This is a genomic window from Oceanospirillum sediminis (assembly GCF_014164585.1).
GTDB classification, from domain to species: domain Bacteria; phylum Pseudomonadota; class Gammaproteobacteria; order Pseudomonadales; family Halomonadaceae; genus Oceanospirillum; species Oceanospirillum sediminis.
Genome location: NZ_JACJFM010000009.1, coordinates 68,632 through 89,833, shown reverse-complemented (window position 1 = coordinate 89,833; position 21,202 = coordinate 68,632). Strand labels below are relative to the sequence as shown.

Sequence of the window (21,202 nt, the reverse complement as noted above, 5' to 3'; positions counted from 1 at the left end):
TTCAGAGCAGGCAAAAAGTCTGGCAATGCGCTATACCTTTTGATATCTGTCATAAACGACACAGAAAAAAGATGTTCTCTTAAGTCATAACATGAGCTAAACAATGATCGATTCGGGAGATAAAGCGCATGGCAGCGAGATTGCATATCACGACAGCTCAGCAGCATATGATTGACAGACGAATCCAGACCGCAGCATACGGACTGACACTGTGTCCGGGATGCCAGCAGAGAAAAAACCGTAATCACTTCAAGTATCATGATCATCATGGTGGCTGGACAATCAGCCGACTCTGCAAAGGCTGCATTTCACTGCAGTATTAGCCTCATCCACTTTGCTGACATCATAATGCGTTGCCTGCCCTGATCCGACGCTAATCAATACAGAGTACATGACCGGCTTTGCCATCGGAGACATATGCCCGACAGCCAAAGCGCTGTGTTGAGTCGTGGCATTGCCCGGTGGCAGGTGTACCCGGAGCAATATTCCTCTCTTTCAGCATGCAGGCAACCTGACACTGGCTGCCATCGGTGCAGGCTTTTCCGGCATCCGTTGTTGGCAGAATGCAAGACAAGCGTCTTGCCAGGCCAACCCGCTGCCAGGTGCCGCCTTCAGCTTCACAGCTTTCCCGTGTCTTCAGAGAGTAGGCGCGTTCAGACAGTGTCATTTTTGCGGCAGTATCTGCAGAAGACGCATTGTGGCTATCTTTTGTCGTACCTGCGCAGGCCGTTAAAGTCATTGTCAGCAAGCATAGTAAACCAGCCAGAGATATTTGTTTCATCATGCTGTATTTCCTTGTGTCGCTCATTCAGAGCGCCCTGTCTTTTTCAGAACCCGCTGTCAGGTATTGAACCGCAAGCCCGAAACGGGCTGCGCCTGGATATTTAATTGCCCCAGAATAGCATTAATAGACGCAGTATATAACAGAGGCATTATTTACCCTTTGCCAGTGACGTGATCCCGGAAACTTCATCGGCCCAGATGACAGACTGGATATAAGCATTGGTTAGTATTGTTTGCTCTTCAGATGAACTCAGGTCTTCCCACATACCTTTTTCATAGGTAATGACAGTGTCCAGAACTTCCCCACCTTTACCGGAATGGGTTAATAACGCTTCCTTGATGCTTTTCTGAAGAGGTAAATCCTCAAGAATCATGTCCATCGGGCGCTGAAAAAAAGCATCTAACATGGATAATAGGCCGATGGTAAAGAATGACTCAGCGTTCTGTTCACCTCTGCTTTCCGCCAGGTTCTGGCACATTTTTGCCCGAATTAATGCAACAGGCATCAAAGATGGCGCACGCTTACTGGAACCCGCCAGAGCCAGCATACTGACAATTCTTTTTAGCTGATCCAGTCCTAACAACGTGATGGCATGCCTGAGACTGCTGATTTCATTAGGCAAAGAGTAAAGCGCTGAGTTGACATATTTAATGATTCGATAGTAAAGCTGAGGATCTCTGGAGATCAGCTTCTCAAGTTCAGCCACATCCGGGTCTGCCTTATAAATTTCGGCCAGTAGCTGGGCGATCAGCATACCGCTATCTGACTTTGGCCGATTATTCAATATTTCAGGCCTGGATAAGAAATAGCCCTGAAACAGGTCGAATCCCATTGCTTTGCATTCATGGAACTCATCCCAGGTTTCCACTTTTTCTGCCAGTAATACGATGCCAGACTGTTTTTTCAATATTGAGACTCTTTTTTCAAGAGTCGCGCGCGAGCAGGACATCACATCCAGCTTAATAATGTCAGCATAAGGCAGAAATGCGCGGGTTTTCGGGTTGAGCACAAAATCATCAAGAGCAATCTTGTAACCCTGAGACTTGAGATCTTTCAGAGCGTCCAGGATTTCAGGTGTGGGAGGAATATCTTCCAGCACCTCAAGCACGATCTGATCAGCAGGCTTCGGCAAAATATCTTTTCTGAGCAACAGCTCATCGGTCATATTAACATACACCGGAAGCTTTCCGGCCAGAGGCCTGATACCAATATCCATAAAGGCCAGTGTCAGAACTCTTGCTGTTGCCTCGTGGGGACAGCTGACCCGTGCATCTGTCTGATCAGGGTTATTGCGGTACAGAAGCTCATAAGCGGCTGTTTCAGATTCTGTATTGCAAATGGGCTGTCGTGCCAGGCAATAATTCTCCTGAGCAACAACTGCAGAATAATTCTCTTGATAAGTCATAACCAGATCTCTGAATACTGTTCAAAACAGACTATCTTATTGTCGTAAATAACTGCGTTACCTGTGATGGCTGAAAATAGCTGGCAGCCTGATGGTGTTTAAATAAAAACAGCTAGTTACAAAAGCAGACACCCCTTTAAGTGTACATTAGTTTCCTGTTTTATAATTTTTATATGAGTCAGCCAGAAGATGCCTGCTGCGCGCAAACTTCTGAACGGTTGCAGACGTATTGGCACTCAGACACCATGCCATAACGAGAATAGCGCTTTATTTTGTCAGACTGAACTGTTTTCCCAACAAAAAAAGCCAGCAAGTTTCCTTGCTGGTCAATCCTGAGGATTTGCGCATTATCATTTATCTGGCCTTTGAACCGGAGCAGACACAACCTCTGATAGATTGGCCATAGTTCACAATCATCATCGCCTTCTGCTACGGGTTAACGGCTGTATGGGGGCTGATAGTCTTTCAGTATAGCAACAGCCTCCCACCAGCCTGATAGCCAGGTTCAATCGCTCAGTTGTTCCGCTTCGGTATAATCCAGAAAATCCTGAAAGCTGCCCTGCATCTCTACAATGGGCGGGGCATGACACAGCTCAGATGAATTCTGCGCCCAGCTGAGTTGCAGCAGCGTGTACAGATTCTCTTCATCCGGGTGCCAGCACAGTAACCGACCGCTATTGACCAGATCCTCGTGAGCAATAATTCGAAGTGATCGACCGTATAAGACGTGACTTTTTCCTATGGCCTGGTCTAATTTATCGCTCAGTAACCAGACGCTAATCTCGCTGGTTTTGTACCAGCCTCTGGGTAACATCATACAATCCCTCGTTACCAGTCCACCGCATAGCAGAACCATACGGCTTAATCAGACAAAACAGCCCGATTAGCCCGTCCTGTACGCATCGGTGGCTTTAATATCATTCCGATAGCAACGCGCGACACCGTAAGTGCCGTATTCTCTCCACAGAATACGGCACCGGTGGAGTTCCTACCGGCAAAGCATTTAAATCACTCAACACCCTGCCATTCAGAAACAGGGTTAACGTTTAATCGCCAGTTTTCAGATCTTTATCCACCATTTTCTGGATCAGTGTCAGCTCATCCATCAGGTCAGAGATAAAATAGCCCGCCCCATAAGCTGCATCTTTATGATGCAAAGAGCGCTCATTTTTAAAGGCCATATGCCCCAGTGCGGTCATCACAAACGCGCTGCGATGACGGAAACACTCAAAGGCCTGACTGAGCTGGTGCATATCCAGTGGATCAACGCCTTCTTTTTTCTCTCCGTCTTTAATATCAGAGACATTGTGACTCGGGTTCATAACGTAAACCTCCGGTGGTTTTCAAGATAGCTATCCTGTTGGCTGAAAGGGATCAGTGTTTTGAATGGATTAACCGCGAATACCGCCGATCTGGATTTAAGCCGGGCATAACACCCGTGCCATAGACCCGAAGCAGGCGAATAACGCCGAAAATCCGATAAAACAAGGACACGTCCAGACGTCAAAACACCTCGGGATAAAACATCCCGATAATGAAAAAACGACGGAAAATGAAGGTTCAGACCCGAGAGCCGGAAAGAATTGAAGGCGTAAAAAAACCTGACGCCGCAAATGCGATTGCAGGCCGTAAGATCATGAAAATAAAGAATAAATTTTTCTTTAGCCGAGCGAAGCTCTGGCGTAATATTGTTCGAAGCCATTTATTGATACCTAGAATATCGGTGATGGTTAGCTGCCTCTGGGTGCGTGCGAAACACTCAGGGGTAGCGCTTGTGAGATTTAAATGCTTGCGATAGGCGGACTCCTTTTGTTGATTAGATTAGCAAGCAATAAAACACCAGATAGTGATTGAATGCAATTGCTATCTGGTGTTTTTGTGTGGATCTTACTGAAGATAAACAAGTAACTGGCAGGATTTGTCGCGATTGACTTAAAAGTCCAATGTTTGACGAAACACCACCACAGTAGAAAGATCAAAACCATGCTTTTGGTAAAACGTATGAGCTAACGTATTGTCATGGTCTGTGAGCAAAGTAATGCGCTGACAGCCTTTTTCTTTGGCGAATATTAACGCTTGTTCGAGTAACTGACTCCCAATACCAGAACCCCGGACTGCATCAGATACCACCATATTTTCCAGTATTCCAACGCGAGCACCCAGAGCCGTGGATACCGTGTATAAAATATTGACCATGGCAACGATATTGCCGTTATCCCGAGCAACTAAAATATCCCCGACATTATCATTCTCGATGACTGATCTTAATCCTTGTGCCTGTAAATCCCGGTCAGGTTTGAATTCAGCTTCCTGACTGAATAAAGACTCAAGCAGATTGCATAGGACGGGAATATCTGAGGTTTGAGTTATTTTGAATTTATCATACTATATGACGCCTAAATAGCCGACACTCGTTAGCGTGTCCGACGCCAAAGGTACGAAGTCGATTGGCTTGTTAAGCATTTATTGCTTGATATTCAATTGGAATGTCAAATTCATTGCGCAAAAATTCAAGATATTTAGTCTCTTCCTCGGTTGCCATAACTTCACCAACAATAACTAACTTCTTTGCTTGCTGATGGCCAGGCCAATATGAATATTCCATTATTTGTCCCAAGGCTTGCCGTATACATGCCTTAGCTGTGGAAGATGTTTTTATTTCATAGAACCAGTATTCGTCATCCTCTTTCACAACGAGATCAATACTTAGGCCATTAACCTTAACTTCTGTACCAACATTTTCCTTACCATATATTACAGATAACTCTTTATAAAGCTTGTACTGAATATCATTATGTCTTAATAGTATATTTAATTCCTTTTCAGCTAAAGAGCTCGACGTAGAAGAAGCTTTTATTGAACAGCCTGCTTTGAAGTGAAAACCATTATCATGGTTTTTATCGAAAACCTCATACCCAGCCGTCTCAGTGAAAAGATAAAGTGGTAAAAGCCGGTCGAATGTTTCAAGGATAAGAGAGTAATTTACGCAATTTTTATTTTGCTTACCACCGAGAAATATAAAGACTCCTTCTCGAACCAACTCCAGAGGAATTGAAGAAGGCATATAATCTTGACTTCTGTCACCTTGGTAGTGCCACATTTTTAAATCAGAGAAATGCTCTCCATGATCAGATAAATACTCATTAAATAGTGCTATTTTGGGTATTATAATATCTATGCTTGGCAGAGACTGGCTGCACTCAAGTGAGAAAGCAACTCCATACCTAAGGTCAACCCCTTCAATACCTATATTAAATTGTAGTTCCTTTCTACCACCGTAGTGCCAACCCCATTCTTCGAATATAGTCCTTTGATCGAAAAGCCGGCTAGATGGTAGTCGAGACAGACCACCTATTTCCTTACGAATACTTTGTAAATTCCCAATTTCGTATTTATTAGCTTTTTTATTAATTTCTTCTGCTATCTGTGCCAGAAGGTGCATCACTTAACTCCCTAGATAATTAATGCTCAATTAAGTAGTGAGCAACACCACCATCTTACCTGAAATATGGTGGTGTCATCATTAAATTTGGTTTAAACCCAAAGTGCAGAGCATTTTGAATCTTCTTGAATTGTTTATTCTAAGAAGTTATTCAAGCCATTCAACTAATTGTTGTACACTAATAAAATCAGTGCAAGTCTGTTCTAGACCAATCTCTGGATTTTCAGTATTAGCCTTAAACCTTGCCCATTCATGTTCATTTTTTGCTCTCAAGCCAAGGTGCGCTTCAATAGCCCCTAACTTCCACAGCCAAATATTCCTAGATTTAAGTTTGTTATGCAGGGAGTTTATTGCATCATGACTTCGTATATCTTGAGCCATAGTTTCACAATGTTTTGCATTAGGTAAGTCACCGCGCATTTCAATAACATTATCATCACGTAAACTTCGTAATAGCTGCTTCAAAACAGCTAAATCTTCGTCGTCGCGATCGATGTAGTTACTATGTATTGCCCCTTTGAAAACGTAGTCTAAGTCAACAATAGCTTTCGAAGGCAGATCCATTTCATGCAATATGCTCATTGTTTTGCCAATATTATCTACAGAACCAGTTTCAATTAGTGCTGCATTGCTTTGGCCAAGTGTCTTCCCTTTGATCTGTTGGTACAAGAATGGGAGCAACCTGAGTTCTGTTTTTCCTTCAGTGAGAACAACCTCATTTGCAAACAATATCTGTGTTGATTGGCTTAAAGAGAACAGGTGCCCCGCTTGTGCTTCCGTATTTGGAACAGCTCTTTCAAGTGCATCTCTCAGAGGTGTTCTGATATGTGTACCTATGACATCAGTCTTGCGAACGAATAAAGTATGCTGGGCGCGTTCAGCAGTAATCATCTGAGCTGAGTGAGTACTATAAAGAACTTGATATCCATTTTGCGACAATACATGTAGCGCTTCACGGACTTGCTCAATTGCGAAAGGGTGTAAATATAACTCTGGTTCATCTATCAACAACAATGTTGTTGTTGGTGATTCAGCGTTCTTCTTAATTTCAGCGAGATGTTGTATTAGTGCCATCTGCACTGAACGTTGAGCACCATGACCATATGAAGCGACATCTCGTCCCTCGGTATCATTTTCATACACTTTCACAGTGCCTGCATTGAAAATTTCATTAAAGTCAGGAACATCAAAATGAAGTCTTAAACTAATACCTGGAAATAGGTTTTCTACCTTTGCATTTATTGAGTCATCAATTTCCGTCAACTCATCTAAGCGCCGATTGCCATCCGCTCCCATTCGACGATTGATTGCATTTAAGTGCCTGTTAACAACAGATGTATGGTTTTCAGCTAATGTTGTACTAAGTTCTTTTAGTAACTTACCAATAGTGGATGTACTTTTTGACTTACCAGCATCTTCAGCTGCATTTTCCATCGCTCCAATTTTAATTGGTTCAGGAAACAATGCTTTTATTGCGTTCCAAATACCTCTTGGGTTCTTAGCATATTGCCCTCCCTCGAAATTGAAGATTTCGAGCTTAATCTCTGCTTTCTTGGTAGCATTGGCTGGTTGGGTTCTTTTTATTTTAACCACACCGTTCTCTATATAAGGTCTAAGTGGTTCTCGATGCTCTTCATTTAGACGTTGCAGTACGTCCTCAGTAACACCAACAACCTCACCTTCAACGATAACTGGAAGATTAATATCATTGTAATCTCCCTCACTTAGCAGTTTATCTTTAACCAACCATTCTAATGCACTCAGAATATTCGATTTACCAACGTTGTTGTAACCAACTAGAGGTGTATATGGAGTCAGGGTGGCAGCCAGCTCTTTACAAGACTTGTAATTATTGATTTCAATTTTTTTTATATAGTGAGTCATATTGTTATTTTGCCAGATGAGTTATTATAGTGCCCCGTTAAGGTGTTATAAATGCAATGCTAAAGCCATCAAATGGCATTTTAAAAGGTTTGTTATTTCATTGTTATACCATGTTTTTTGGCAAATTCTTTAGCTCCTAAAATGTAAGCTTCCCAATTGGATTTTGGTCTGGTTTTTGTTATTTCAATGTTTAAATGGTTGAATAGTTGAGAAATAAATATTAGTGTCTCATTGTTGAGTTTGTTCTCTGATGAATACTCATGTTTTTTAATGCTATCTCTTTCTTTACTAAGCGTAAATCTATCGATTACACAGATGGATACAACTCCTTCCTCTTTTTCCATCCATTTAACTAAAGTGTTTTCTGCAATATCGGTAGCGTAAGCTAAAACGACCGTGGGAATTTTAACATCGGATTTATTTTCTGACTCATCAGAAAATGATGATAGTTTTAACTTAGTGAAATTTTTCCTGGCATCACTAATTTGATCTAAGTCTTTTTTTCTCAGGTTAGATTTAATTTCCGCAGTCAAATAAACTGAATCCACAGGAATTAGCGAGATCTCACTTGATAGAAATAAAGGAGGCAACACGCCTCTATCATATACGATGAAATCTGTCTGATTACTAACACCACCTGAAGCATCACAAATTATGCCCGAAGAGATTGAAAGTTTTGAGGGTATAACCTCTTTGAAAAATTCAATTAGTCCATTTTCTCTTAATGTTCCTTTAGTCGCACTATGATTAATTGCATCAAACCCTTTAGAAATTTCTTTCAAGGAATTAATTCTAGATTGGATTGTATGTTTTACCGGATTCATGTTTATTATCCTTATAATAAACATACGTTTAATATCACGTATGCGTGTCTTGTCGAACTTTTACTTTAATGAGGAATGTTATAACTAGCTGTTCAGGGTGAGGAAAATAGAATATCTTTGCTTTCTCATCCCTGAAAACGAGTATGTCTGTTATTTCCAATCAACGCATGCTCGCCTTGTTTTCATGAAAGCTGCAATATTTTGATTTGCTTAAACATAGAAAAATAATACACCCACAAACCAGACATTGCGACAGATTATCCGAGAAAAATTATATAAATCTCGCAGAATATACTGTATATTTGGCCAGTTTTTATATATGTTTATTGGATGAAAATATTAAGGGAAATTAAGTATTTGTACTAATCGTTCGGTTAAGACGTCTCTGAAAAGCTCCTGTTTTTAAGTTTTCTGTCTGTCCCGCTGTCAGGGTTTTCTGTTTTCAGGCATAAAAAAAGCCAGCAAGTTTCCTTGCTGGCAAATTCCGAGGGTTTAAGTGTTACTACTCATTGCTTGAGCGCTATGTAACGAAGGGCTGAATCAGTCCTTCAGGTTTTTCTGGACTGTATCGCTGTACCAATCCAGGAAGTTGATTACGCCGAATTCGAATGTTTCAGAGTATGGGCCAGGCTCATAACCAACAGAGTTAATACCCAGCTGGTTTTCTTCACCCAGAACACGATCCTGGTCGTTTGTTGCATCCCATACCAGACGCAGACGTTCTACGTCATAATCAACGCCTTCTACCGCATCTTTGTGTACAAACCATTTGGTTGTCACAATGGATTCCTGTGCAGAAATCGGCAGTACACGGAACACAATGAAGTGGTCTGACTGCATGTGGTTCCAGGAGTTAGGCAGGTGCAGAATACGCATAGAGCCCAGGTGTGGGTTCTTAATACGGCCCAGCATTTTCTTACAGCCGGACTCACCGTCCAGTGTCATTACTTTTTTGCCTTCTTGCAGAGGCATACGCACAACGCGATTACGGTTGTTACCATGATCACGACGTTCGTGAGGAATGTTTTCCGCTTCCCACTCTGCAGACTGACGGGCGTACTGATCCAGGAACTCCTGTGGCGCACGTGGGTCGTTGGTATCATCCCATTCCAGCAGGGTGTTCAGCAGTTCTGGGTGGTTACCACCGTGGCAGTGGTAGCACTCACGGTTGTTTTCGATGACCAGCTTCCAGTTTGCTTGCTCGTACATGTTGGATTCAACAGCCAGTTTGGTGTTCTCCACATCATACGGTTCCATGTACTCATCCATTGTTTTCAGGAAGTCGTCAAAATCACCTTCTGGCTCTTCTTTCGCCAGGCAGATAAAGATAAAGCCGCCGCCCACTTTCGTGTGTGCTTTTTTCAGACCATGCTGCTTCATATCAAAAGCGTCGCCCATTTCGGTGCCAGCAAACAGCAGGTTACCTTTCAGGTCATACGCCCACTTGTGATAAGGGCAGATCAGGTTAGCGACTTTGCCACGATGTTCCTGACAAATACGAGATCCACGGTGACGACAGGTATTATGGAAAGCCTGTACATCGCCATCTGCATCACGCACTACCAGAACAGGGTTCTGGCCGATTTCAACCGTGAAGTAATCACCTTTTGCAGGGATTTCACTGGTCATACCTACAAACAGCCACTCTTTCTGGAATACCTCTTCCATATCAATACGGAACATGTGAGGGTCGTTATATAAAGGTTGTGGCAGAGAGTAATTTGACGGTCTCTCTTCTAACAGCCTGGACATTTCCTTGCGTGCTTCTTCGAGCGTTGGGCAGGTGGTGTTCAGCAAATCAATCTGGTTCATCTTGCTCATCTTACGTGTCCTCATATGTCTGAACGAGCCCAGGCTTTTTGTTCAGACTATTTATGTCAGATATTTTTGTTGTTCATAGGTTTTAATCGTTATCTGGACATTGCCTTACAAAGTGTGTGGCATTGCCATTGGTGATTATTCTTGCCCAGGATTTCACCGGCGGAATGACCAATTGCGACATAGGCCTGTACATAAATCGACCTGCCAGTCATAGCCCGCAGGGAGGTGGTCGTAATAAGCAACTAAGTGTCGTAAATGGTTAATTCAGATGGGAAGGGAGAGCAGAGAATAAAGCCTGCCGGTGTAGGACCGCCTTTTTTAAGAGAGAAACAAGATGACTACTTCAATTGCCCCTGGCCCAGCCAACTCTGACAGCTTTATTCCGGTTAATACCCAAACCTGGGTAAACGGACGCCATGTGGTCCGATGCGTAAAGGTAATTCAGGAGACCCGGGATGTACGTACATTCTGCTTTATGGCAGAGCAGCCCGTTATGTTCTTTTTCAAACCGGGTCAGTTTGTCACCCTGGAGCTGGAAATTGATGAGCAGCAGGTAATGCGCTCATATACTATCTCCAGTTCGCCTTCTGTGCCTTACAGTTTCTCTATTACTGTTAAACGAAATCCGGGTGGTCTGGTTTCAAACTGGTTACACGATAATCTGGAAGAAGGTCAGGAGCTGGCAGTACACGGCCCTGTTGGTATCTTTAACTGCATTGATTCTCCGGCAGAGAAAGTGCTGCTGTTATCCGGTGGTGTGGGTATTACGCCAGTTATGTCGATGGCCCGCTGGTGGTTTGATACCAATGCTGATGTCGATATGGTGTTCTCCCACAGTGCCAGAACACCGGATGATATTGTGTTCCGTCGTGAGCTGGAGCATATGGCTTCACGGGTCCATAATTTCAGCCTGCATCTGATTGCTGAGCGGATTGAAAATGGCCAGGCATGGCATGGCTACCGTGGCTATCTGGATCAGTCCAAGCTGGAAATGATCGCCCCGGATTTTATGGAGCGTGAGGTTTATTGCTGTGGCCCTGCGCCATATATGAATGCGGTGAAGAATCTTCTGCAACAGAATGGTTTCGATATGGATCGTTACCATGAAGAATCCTTCGGTGAGGCACCTCCGGGCGTTGAAGAAAAAGCCATTGAAGATGCGGAAATCGCTCAGGAAGAAGCGGATGCACTGACCAAGTCGGATATGACTAAAGTGACTTTCTCTAACAATGGGGAAAGTGTCAGCATCGCGCCGGGCGAAACGATCCACTCTGCGGCAGCCCGATTGAATCTGAATATTCCAAAAGCCTGTGGTATGGGTATCTGTGGTACCTGTAAAGTGCTGGTCAAAGAAGGTGAGGCTTCTATGACGCATAATGGCGGTATCACTGATGATGATGTTGCAGCCGGTTACGTTTTATCCTGCTGTAGTGTACCGGAAGGTGATGTTGTTGTTGAATACTGATCCGGTCAGTAAAGTCAGGAGTAGTGCCTGCTACTCCTGTTCACTCCGGGTATACTGATTGTTATAACGTGTTTTTCAGATAGCAACCTCCTTATTGAGTTATCAGAGCAGGTGCTCACCTTATCCCCCGTTACTACCGAGTTATGCTATGGAATCCGAGCAGATAGAAATTGCCAGCTTTCTGGCGCAATACCCGCCGTTTAATGAGCTTCCCGAAGAGGTCGTCAATAATGTGGCTTGTCAGATTGAGATTAGTTACTACCGTGCGGGCAGCGAAGTTTTTAAGTTCGGTGACAAGATCCATGAACTCTGCATGATTCGTAGTGGTGCTATAGAAATTTATCGTCGTAATGGCGATCTGTATAACCGATTAAGTACCGGTGATCTGTTTGGTCAGCTTGGACTGTTGATGGGGAATAAGATACGCCTGCCTTCCAGAACCCTTGAAGACTCCCTGATTTACTTTATTCCTGAACGTGTGTTTACGGAATTGTGCGAACGCTATCAGTCTTTTTCTGACTTTGTTGAGGTCGATGATCGGTCGCGCTTAAGTAATGCTGTTTCAAGGCATAACGAAAGCAATGAGCTGATGATATCTAAGGTAACGGCGCTGATCAGCCGGGAATCTGTGCACCTGGATGATAAAGCGACAATCCGGCAGGCCGCTCAGAAAATGTCTGAAGAGAGTGTGTCTTCCCTGCTGATTATGACGTCTGCGCTGAATGAATACGGCGAGCCTGAACTGGCGGGTATCCTGACCGACAGAGATTTACGCAATCGGGTGGTGGCTACCGGATTGGATCTGGATTCTCCGGTGACAGAAGCGATGACCCGCGACCCGGTTACTCTGGATGATGATGCCTATGCCTTTGAAGCCATGCTGACTATGCTGCGCTACAATCTGCATCACTTGCCTGTTCTGGATAACGGGCGCCCTCTGGGCGTACTGGCCACGTCAGATATTATTCGTTACGAATCCCAGAGCAGTCTGTATATGGTCAGCAATATTCTGCGCCGTCAGACTCTGGAAGAGCTGGTTCAGCTCAGCAAGGATGTAAAATCCTGCTTTGTACGCATGGTCCATGAAGATGCTAACTCCCATATGATCGGTAGCGCTATGGCTGTTATTGGTCGTAGCTTTAAACAGCGTTTACTGGAACTGGCGGAAGATAAACTGGGACGGCCACCGGTACGTTACTGTTTTCTGGCGCTGGGTTCTATGGCCAGAGATGAACAGCTGGTGGTCACGGATCAGGATAACGCTCTGATTCTGGATAATAGTTACGACAAGGCGCGGCATGGGGAATACTTTGAAGCGCTGGCACAGTTTGTCAGTGATGGGCTGAATGCCTGTGGTTATAGCTATTGCAGTGGCGGCATTATGGCCACCAATCCTCGCTGGCGGAAAACCCGTAAACAGTGGGAAGAGTGTTTTGCGGACTGGATCGATAATCCTGACCCGGAAGCTTTGCTGAATAGCTCCATCTTTTTTGACCTGGACGGTGTCTGGGGCAAAACCAAATGGGCTGATCAGCTGAATACTTTTATTGTTCGTCGCGCCAGAAAGTCTCCTCACTTTCTGGGCTGCCTGGCACGTAACTCTCTGAGTCGTACTCCTCCTCTGGGCTTTTTCAAAAGCTTTGTTATGGAAAAGGATGGGGAGCACCGTAACTCCATCAATCTGAAGCGACGGGGTACGGCACCCACTGCTGACCTGATCAGGGTGCATGCACTGGCCGTCGGCTCCCGCGCGCAGAACTCTTTTGAGCGCCTGGACGACATTATCAAAGCCGATATTCTGCCGAAAGGACGAGGTACCGATCTGAAAGATGCTCTGGAATTTATCTCTATGGTCCGGATTCGTCATCAGGTGCTGGATATTGAGGCTGAGCGTCGGCCTGACAATAATATCGAGCCAGAAAACCTGTCTGATTTTGAACGCCGCAATCTGAAAGAAGCGTTTCAGGTTCTGAGTAACAGTCAGCGCTTCCTGAAGTTCCGTTACCCCTACACCAGGAAGCAGAAATGAAACGGGAAGATGTGAACGCCGCAATGGACTGGCCGCTGTTTTTTAAAGAGCAGGCTCTGGTGTGTTCTGATAGCCGGTTGCGAACGTTTTATGAACATGGCTGTATTTCACCGGATACTCCGCTATCCGAAACCCCTTTTGTGGCGCTGGATTTTGAAACAACCGGGCTGGATTCCGATCACGATGAAATTGTCAGTATCGGTCTGGTGCCTTTTGATCTGAACCGGGTTCGTCTGAGAGAGGCGCGCCACTGGTTATTAAAGCCGAGAAAACCTCTGGTGGAAGAATCCGTGGTTTACCACGGTATTACCCATACTGATATAGATGATGCACCGGATCTGGGCAAAGTCAGCGGTGCTGTACTGGAAGCGATTGCCGGGAGGGTCGTGGTCGTTCATTTCCGGGATATTGAACGTCCCTTTCTGGATAGCGCTTTCAGGCAGCGTATTAAAGAAGGTATCAGCTTTCCGGTTGTTGATACTATGGAGCTGGAAGCTCGTATTCACCGAAAAAAATTGTCACGGGTACTCTATCGCCTGATTGGACGTCGTCCAACCTCAATTCGCCTTTCAGACACTCGGGTGCGTTACAGCCTGCCTCGCTATAGCCAGCATCATGCGCTGACCGATGCCATAGCCACCGCCGAATTACTGCAAGCACAAATACGGCATCGTTATACTGAGGATACTCCGATTTCTGCTATCTGGTGCTGAAGGTCTGAACAAACGCTTGTCATCTTGCCCTGCCAGTGGCTGGAGGATATCAAAATTCTTTTTCTGGTATCAGGTATATGCGGCCCGCGATTAAGGCTGTCAGAGTAAGGGGCAACCCGGTGATGGTACACAATAAGGCATCGCTGTTGAAAAGTGCGCCACTCTGATGCATAACCTGTATTGTTACTGCTATCGGGATGATACAAAATATTTTTCATGATGGCTGATTCTGGTATCGGGTTACCATTTTTTGCTACTGACATGAGTGTATGTTCTGAATAATAGAAAACAATCACCAGGTCAGATCAGAGTTTTATATGTGTGAATAAAAAAGTGATCTCGTAACATTAGTCAATCATTTTCAGGCTTTATTGTCGCTTTTGAGCAATTTTTTCGCCGCTTTTTGCATGACTAAAATCAGAACCTGCCATACTATTACCCTCAAGGGGTGTTTTGCTTTAAGTAAGCAAAAGTGAGATGCCTTTGAGGAGATAAAAACACTAAACCTGACGTTAAGTCCTGAAATAATCACCTGACGTTAAGTCCTGAAATAATAAAAAATACCAACGTTTCCGTCTGGATGGCCCATTTTTTGCCAATAGCAGGATAAACGTTGAAGAGGGCACAAGTATGTTAACGACTAAGGACCTTAATCCTGCTTCAGCTCCAAAAAAGATCACTCGCATCGGTTTTCTTTTATTGGACAACTTTACAATGATGGCTCTGGCTTCTGCCATCGAGCCTCTCAGAATGGCGAACCAGTTATCGGGGGAAGAGCTATACAGCTGGCATATCGTTTCTGAGAAAGGTGATTCTATATCTGCCAGTGATGGATTGAGTTTTAATTCTGACTTCTCAATTACAGACGTTTGTGAGCTGGATATGGTGCTGGTCGTTGGCGGCGTTAATATTACACGAAGCTACACGACGGCTCAGGTTCAGTGGTTGCAGTCGCTGGCCCGCAGAGGGGTCGCTCTTGGCGGGATCTGTACCGGTGCATATGTGCTGGCGCATGCCGGTTTACTGGATGGGTATGATTGCAGCATTCACTGGGAGTGTATGGCGGCGCTGCAGGAGAGATATCCTAAGGTGCACTGTAATAATCGCCTGTTCACTATTGATAATAAGCGTCTGACTTCATCCGGTGGTAATGCACCACTTGATATGATGTTGAGTCTGATTACCCGCGATCATGGTTCGAATCTGTCCAGAGCTGTCTCTGATATGTTTATTTGTGACCGTATTCGCAGTGATCAGGATCAGCAGCGTATTCCTCTGCGACAGGTGCATAAATCAGGAGAGTCTAAACCTAAGCTGGTCGATGTGATTGAGTTGATGGAAAACAATCTGGAAGAACCGATCAGCCTGGATGAGCTGGCCTGTTTTGTTGATGTATCAAGGCGTCAGCTGGAAAGGATGTTCCTTAAATATGTGGACTGCTCTCCTTCCCGTTACTATCTGAGGTTACGCCTGGACAGAGCGCGACAATTGCTGAAACAGTCTAATATGTCGATTGTAGAGATAGCCGCGGCCTGTGGCTTTATATCTACGCCTCACTTCAGTCGCTGCTATCGAAAGCATATAGGCGTATCGCCCAGGGATGAGCGTAAAAATGAGTTTGGTGTCGCCCAGACGCCAGTTATCCAGGATTCTCTGATTGATGACGCGCTGCCAAAAACGACAGACCGGGCCAGAGCGGCTCTCGTCTGTGCTCAGGTTGAACCCAGCTTCGGCTCGGTTGCATTGGTAATTCCTGCAGCCTGCTGAGTGTCGTGAGCAATAAGATCACCGGTTTTTCTGTGGTTATCTGTCAGAGATAGCCGGTGCTTTTTATTCTGTCGGTAAGCCGATGACCTGAGTCTGGGATAAAAAATACCAGTCACCTGAAAGCTATGCGCTTTCAGGTGATTGTATAACGGTCTCAGAATTTAAACTCGCCCCATACCGGGCAATGATCAGACGGCTTTTCCATTGCCCTGATATCATAATCAATACCGGTTGCTATACACTTCTCCATCAGAGGTGCGGTTACCAGCAGAGTATCAATTCTAAGGCCTCGTTTAGGCTCATCGTTAAAGCCTTTGCTGCGATAGTCAAACCAGCTGAAACGGCTGTTGTCATTCGGATGCTGCTCACGATAGCTGTCTGTTAAGCCCCAGCCCAGCAGGCGGTCAAACCATTCTCTTTCTTCTGGCTGAAAGCTGGTTTTACCGGTACGCAGCCAGCGCTTGCGATTGGGTTCTCCAATGCCAATATCCAGATCGGTAGAGGAGATATTAAAATCCCCCATCACCACAACCTGTTGCTGGTTATCATATTCACCTTCCAGCATCTTCTGCAGATCGGCATAGAACTTACGTTTTGCAGGGTATTTTATTTCGTGGCTGATATTTTCTCCTTGTGGAAAATAGCCATTCATCACTGTCACAATACTACCATCGTCAGCCTGGTAATCACCGATAATCATTCGGCGCTGAGCGTCGTCGCCATCTTCGGGGAAGCCTTTGCGTACTGCAACAGGAGCCTTTTTCGACATTAAAGCGACACCGTAATGGCTTTTTTGTCCGAAGTATTCGACGTGATAGCCCATCGCTTCAATATCGGCCAGAGGAAAGGCGTCATCGTGTACTTTGATCTCCTGCAGGCCTATAACATCCGGCTGCTGCTGATCGATTAAGGCCTGAATCTGGTGCAGGCGAGCACGAATACCGTTGATGTTGAAGCTGATAATTTTCACGGGCAGTCTTCCTTTAAAATTCACTTATACCAGTTCTGACTACGCTTCGAGGTCAGGATACTGACACCTGATGGCTTATCCGGAAACAGGCGGCTCAATAACCTGCCGGAGTAGATATCATTTTCTGATTATTCGCTGCTCTCTTTTTTTATTCCCAGGCGGGCCAGTTTTTTAGCGGCCTGTTCTTTACGCTGTTTCGCTTTTTTCTTCTGATTGGGGGTTTTTGGACGGCCGCCCAGCTCAGCCTGCTCTTCACGCCACTTTTTAAAGTCGTCTTTTTTTCCGGTACGGATATTAGCTTTGCCTTTCAGCGAGCGGGTTTTCTTAGCACGTGACATATACAAATACTCACTGTGAATTAGTTTCTTGCCAGCCTGAAATAATATATTGCGATATTCTCTGGCTGGTCATCAGAGAATACGACAACCTTTGCAGAGGAATATTCATTCAGGTATTTATGATTAGCTTTATGCTAGTCGGGGGCGGCATTTTAGGCCAGAGGCGAATTGTGCTCAAGAACCGAATACCTCACCGACACCCGATGACTTGTGATTACAGGTATTCAACAAGTACATGTAAATATAATAATTTTCATATAAAAGAAAAAATATCATTACAGATCAATGAAGTTAGTAGAATCGTCCGAAATTTAATACCGGTGCAACATAATTGCTATCCATCTATTGAACTTGCCAGTCATAGCCGTGATAATCAATAACGATTCCGCATATGCAATATATTTCTTTAGCAATACCTCTCTGGTCGTACCAGGGTAACAAAAGGTCTTCGCCTGATGAGCGTATGCGGTAAAAAAATAAAATATAAGGTTTATCACATGAAGAAAACTCTGAAGTCTGTTGCAACAGCCGTGACGCTGGTTGGTGCAAGTGCGGCATTCAGCACCGCTAGTGCAAGTGACTCTGTTCTGAACAACATCCTGGATCGTGGCGCAATGAAAGTGTGTTTCGATGCGGGTTATATGCCTTTCGAAATGAAAGCCAAGAATGGCGATTTTATCGGTTTTGATATCGATCTGGCTAAAATGATGACCAAAGACATGGGTGTTGAGTTTACTCCGGTTAACACGGCATGGGATGGTATCATTCCTGCGCTGCTGACAGACAAGTGTGACGTTATCATGGGCGGTATGACCATCACGCCTCAGCGTAACCTGAAAGTTAACTTCGCTGACCCGTATGTTGTTATCGGTCAGACCATCCTGCTGAATCCTAAGCTGGAAGGTAAAGTTAACAGCTATAAAGACCTGAACAATGGTAACTACACGGTTGCAACCAAACTGGGTACAACCGGTGAAGCAGCGGTTAAACGCCTGATCGGTAAGGCAAACATCAGCCTGTTTGAAACTCAGGCTGACGCTGTACTGGAAGTGGCTAACGGCAAAGCTGATGCTTTCGTATACGATCTGCCATTCAACGCTCTGTACTCTTCTCAGAACAAGGGTCAGGTATCTCACATTGAGACACCGTTCACCTATGAGCCACTGGGCTGGGCGATCCGTAAAAACGATCCTGACTTCCTGAACTTCCTGAATAACTACCTGCGTCAGATTAAAGGCGATGGTCGTTATGAGCGTGTATATAACAAGTGGTTCAAATCTGATGCCTGGCTGAAACAGGTTCAGTAAGAATACTTGCTATTGCTGACATGTGAATACAACCCGGTGCGACCGGGTTGTATTTTTTTATCTTTATATTAATACAACATTCCAGGGCTTAAAAAAGTTATGCAAGATCAGCAGAGAGTCTGGCTATGGAATATTGTTTTTGCCGCTATCGTGTTCGCCATGGGATACTCTGTGTACCTGGCCAGCGGTAAAATCGATTACACGTGGCGCTGGGATCGCGTCGCACCTTATATCATCAATACTGAACCGCAAGAGATTGCTGCACCTGGTGATGGCACCTTAGAACTGGGCAGCGATGGAAAATCTCTGCAACTGGTGCTGGATAGTGGTGACGATCCCTTTATTGTTACCGAATACAGCACTATGGTAGCCGCTGAAGGCGACCTCATTTTTGAAGGCGATATTATCGCCACGCTGGATGACTGGCAGACTGGACCTATTATTGAGGGTCTGATAGTCACTATCGAGATCTCTTTATACTCCCTGGTTATTGCTCTGGCACTGGGCCTTCTGGTGGGCCTGATGCGTATCAGCGCAAACCCGGCAGTACGTAACCTTGCGATTCTGTATATTGAGGTGATCCGGGGAACGCCTCTGCTGGTACAGATCTTTATTATGTACTTCTTTTTTGGCACGGTACTGGATCTGGAGCGCTTCACCGCTGGTGTTATTGCACTGTCAGTATTTACCGCAGCCTATGTTGCAGAGATTGTTCGTTCTGGTATCCAGTCGATTCCTGTCGGTCAGATGGAAGCCGCACGCTCTCTGGGTATGAGCTACCCGAAAGCGATGATTTACATCATTCTGCCACAGGCCTTTAAACGTACTCTGCCGCCTCTGGCTGGCCAGTTTATTAACCTGATTAAAGACTCTTCACTGGTGTCTGTGATTTCGATTACCGATCTGACCAAAGCCGGTCGTGAGGTAGTAAGCGGCAGCTTTGCGCCATTCGAAGTCTGGTTTACCGTTGCCCTGTTGTATCTGGTACTGACCAGTGCGCTGTCGTGGGCTATTCAGCGTCTTGAAAAGAGGTTATCTGCCAGTGACTAATACACCTGAAAAAATCATTATTGCAGAAGGCGTTGATAAATATTACGGCAAGCTGCATGCACTGAAGGATGTCACCACTGAAGTTCATCGTGGCGAAGTGGTTGTTATTGTCGGGCCGTCAGGTTCTGGTAAATCAACCTTTCTGCGTACTCTGAACCAGCTGGAGAAAATCCAGAACGGAAAACTGGTTGTTGATGGCATCGACATGTATGCCAAAGATACTAACATCAATAAACTACGTGAAAATGTAGGTATGGTGTTTCAGAACTTCAACCTGTTTCCGCATAAAACCGCTCTGGAAAACGTTATGTTGTCTCCTCGTATTGTTGCTAAACGCGACAAAAAAGAGGTAGAAGAGCATAGCCGCGAGTTAATGTACAAAGTAGGTCTGGCTGAGCGTATGGATAACTATCCGTCTCAGCTGTCAGGTGGACAGATGCAGCGTGTCGCTATCGCCCGAGCTCTGGCTATGCGCCCTGATATCATGCTGTTTGATGAGCCAACGTCTGCATTGGACCCTGAGATGGTCGGTGAAGTACTGGATGTCATGAAAGGTCTGGCAGCAGAAGGGATGACTATGGTTGTGGTGACTCATGAAATGGGCTTCGCCCGTGAAGTGGCTGACCGGGTGCTGTTCATGGAAGATGGCGCACTGCTGGTCGATGAAAAGCCAGAAGCCTTCTTCGATAATCCGAGCCATCCGCGTCTGAAGCAGTTCCTGTCCAAGGTTCTGTAAGACTGTATTTTTTTGATACAGAAAAATAAAAACGCCTGTCAGCACTGACAGGCGTTTTTTTATGATTCAGGTGATCCGTTCTGCTAATCTTTTGCCATGTATAGATGAGTATGTCAGAGGCGTGCTTCAATAATGCGCATGAGTGTTTCCAGGGCGACCTGATCGGTTTCATCAAAGTCCTCCACTTTGTCGCTATCAATGTCCAGAATCAGAACGACTTTATTATCTTTAAAGCCTGGCACAACGATCTCCGATTTTGAGTCACTGCTACAGGCGATATGTCCGGGGAATTGATCAACGTCGGGAACCAGAAGGGTGCAGGCCTTAGCCATTGCTGTCCCGCAGACACCCTTACCTGAAGGGATGCGAGTGCAAGCGATGGGGCCTTGAAATGGCCCTAACACCAGAGTTTCCTGATCTTCAGTGATGTAGAAACCAACCCAGAAAAAATCGAATGTCTGTTTAAGTGAAGCTGCAACATTCGCCAGATTGGCGATCAGGTTATCCTCATAAGAGATAAGTGATTCAATCTGTGGAAGCAGCTCTTCATATCTGTCTTTTCTGCTTTTGCTTTTATCAATAATCAGATTTTCTGCCATCTTTAACCTTTACATGTTTTTTAAATGGTTTTAATAGTAGAGATAATAATGGGCTTTGCTACTGATTT

At 44.9% G+C, this 21,202-nt stretch carries 19 protein-coding genes; 7 read left to right on the top strand and 12 right to left on the bottom strand.

Features of this window, described 5'->3' with window-relative positions:
- Positions 1-373 precede the first annotated feature (373 nt).
- From H4O21_RS09265 to gbca, 9 genes are all read right to left on the bottom strand, one after another.
- The gene (locus H4O21_RS09265) at positions 374-784 is read right to left on the bottom strand and encodes a hypothetical protein (RefSeq protein ID WP_220495590.1); all 411 of its coding nucleotides are present in this window, start codon (positions 782-784) and stop codon (positions 374-376) included.
- Positions 785-932: 148 nt separating this feature from the next.
- Positions 933-2,189 carry an EAL and HDOD domain-containing protein gene (locus tag H4O21_RS09260; RefSeq protein WP_182808575.1) on the bottom strand — a complete coding sequence of 419 codons (1,257 nt, stop codon included), beginning with the start codon at positions 2,187-2,189 and terminating at the stop codon, positions 933-935.
- A gap of 505 nt (positions 2,190-2,694) precedes the next feature.
- Positions 2,695-3,006, bottom strand: a complete 312-nt coding sequence (locus H4O21_RS09255) for a hypothetical protein (RefSeq protein WP_182808574.1) — start codon at positions 3,004-3,006, stop codon at positions 2,695-2,697.
- 229 nt (positions 3,007-3,235) lie between these two features.
- Positions 3,236-3,511 carry a hypothetical protein gene (locus H4O21_RS09250; protein WP_182808573.1) on the bottom strand — a complete coding sequence of 92 codons (276 nt, stop codon included), beginning with the start codon at positions 3,509-3,511 and terminating at the stop codon, positions 3,236-3,238.
- Between the two features lie 610 nt (positions 3,512-4,121).
- Complete coding sequence (locus tag H4O21_RS09245) at positions 4,122-4,559, bottom strand: GNAT family N-acetyltransferase (protein WP_182808638.1); 438 nt, start codon at positions 4,557-4,559, stop codon at positions 4,122-4,124.
- 85 nt (positions 4,560-4,644) lie between these two features.
- Positions 4,645-5,631: a hypothetical protein gene (locus tag H4O21_RS09240; RefSeq protein ID WP_182808572.1), complete on the bottom strand. Its 987-nt coding sequence runs from the start codon at positions 5,629-5,631 to the stop codon at positions 4,645-4,647.
- Between the two features lie 147 nt (positions 5,632-5,778).
- Positions 5,779-7,515, bottom strand: a complete 1,737-nt coding sequence (locus H4O21_RS09235) for an ATP-dependent nuclease (RefSeq protein ID WP_182808571.1) — start codon at positions 7,513-7,515, stop codon at positions 5,779-5,781.
- 92 nt (positions 7,516-7,607) lie between these two features.
- On the bottom strand, positions 7,608-8,339 hold the full coding sequence (locus H4O21_RS09230; protein ID WP_182808570.1) for a DUF6602 domain-containing protein: 732 nt from the start codon (positions 8,337-8,339) through the stop codon (positions 7,608-7,610).
- Positions 8,340-8,879: 540 nt separating this feature from the next.
- Positions 8,880-10,151 carry a glycine betaine monooxygenase oxygenase subunit gene (gbca, locus tag H4O21_RS09225; RefSeq protein WP_182808637.1) on the bottom strand — a complete coding sequence of 424 codons (1,272 nt, stop codon included), beginning with the start codon at positions 10,149-10,151 and terminating at the stop codon, positions 8,880-8,882.
- A 343-nt stretch (positions 10,152-10,494) separates the two neighbouring features.
- Here gbca and gbcB point away from each other — a divergent pair, with 343 nt between their 5' ends.
- The 4 genes from gbcB (at position 10,495) to gbdR (ending at position 16,134) form a co-directional block, all read left to right on the top strand.
- Entirely contained in the window at positions 10,495-11,625 is a 1,131-nt protein-coding gene (gene gbcB, locus H4O21_RS09220; protein WP_182808569.1) for a glycine betaine monooxygenase reductase subunit, read from the top strand.
- A 148-nt stretch (positions 11,626-11,773) separates the two neighbouring features.
- Positions 11,774-13,654, top strand: coding sequence for a DUF294 nucleotidyltransferase-like domain-containing protein (locus H4O21_RS09215; protein ID WP_182808568.1), 1,881 nt, complete (start codon positions 11,774-11,776; stop codon positions 13,652-13,654).
- Positions 13,651-14,367, top strand: a complete 717-nt coding sequence (locus H4O21_RS09210) for a 3'-5' exonuclease (protein WP_182808567.1) — start codon at positions 13,651-13,653, stop codon at positions 14,365-14,367. The genes H4O21_RS09215 and H4O21_RS09210 overlap by 4 nt, the downstream gene beginning before the upstream one ends.
- A gap of 630 nt (positions 14,368-14,997) precedes the next feature.
- Positions 14,998-16,134 carry a choline metabolism transcriptional regulator GbdR gene (gbdR, locus tag H4O21_RS09205; protein WP_182808566.1) on the top strand — a complete coding sequence of 379 codons (1,137 nt, stop codon included), beginning with the start codon at positions 14,998-15,000 and terminating at the stop codon, positions 16,132-16,134.
- Positions 16,135-16,288: 154 nt separating this feature from the next.
- Here the strand turns inward: gbdR and xthA are convergent, their stop codons facing one another.
- Together xthA and H4O21_RS09195 are read right to left on the bottom strand one after the other, a co-directional pair.
- Positions 16,289-17,104 (bottom strand): exodeoxyribonuclease III, encoded by an 816-nt coding sequence (gene xthA / locus H4O21_RS09200; RefSeq protein WP_182808565.1) that lies wholly within the window; start codon positions 17,102-17,104, stop codon positions 16,289-16,291.
- A 128-nt stretch (positions 17,105-17,232) separates the two neighbouring features.
- Positions 17,233-17,442 (bottom strand): hypothetical protein, encoded by a 210-nt coding sequence (locus H4O21_RS09195; RefSeq protein WP_182808564.1) that lies wholly within the window; start codon positions 17,440-17,442, stop codon positions 17,233-17,235.
- A 497-nt stretch (positions 17,443-17,939) separates the two neighbouring features.
- On the opposite strand from H4O21_RS09195, the gene H4O21_RS09190 reads away from it, so the two are divergent.
- From H4O21_RS09190 to H4O21_RS09180, 3 genes are all read left to right on the top strand, one after another.
- Positions 17,940-18,749 (top strand): transporter substrate-binding domain-containing protein, encoded by an 810-nt coding sequence (locus H4O21_RS09190; protein WP_182808563.1) that lies wholly within the window; start codon positions 17,940-17,942, stop codon positions 18,747-18,749.
- 99 nt (positions 18,750-18,848) lie between these two features.
- Positions 18,849-19,799: an amino acid ABC transporter permease gene (locus H4O21_RS09185; protein WP_182808562.1), complete on the top strand. Its 951-nt coding sequence runs from the start codon at positions 18,849-18,851 to the stop codon at positions 19,797-19,799.
- A complete protein-coding gene (locus tag H4O21_RS09180) occupies positions 19,792-20,535 on the top strand; it encodes an amino acid ABC transporter ATP-binding protein (RefSeq protein WP_368737539.1) in 744 nt (247 codons plus the stop codon). The genes H4O21_RS09185 and H4O21_RS09180 overlap by 8 nt, the downstream gene beginning before the upstream one ends.
- A 113-nt stretch (positions 20,536-20,648) precedes the next feature.
- Here the strand turns inward: H4O21_RS09180 and msrC are convergent, their stop codons facing one another.
- Positions 20,649-21,134: a free L-methionine (R)-S-oxide reductase MsrC gene (gene msrC, locus H4O21_RS09175; protein ID WP_182808561.1), complete on the bottom strand. Its 486-nt coding sequence runs from the start codon at positions 21,132-21,134 to the stop codon at positions 20,649-20,651.
- Positions 21,135-21,202: the final 68 nt, after the last annotated feature.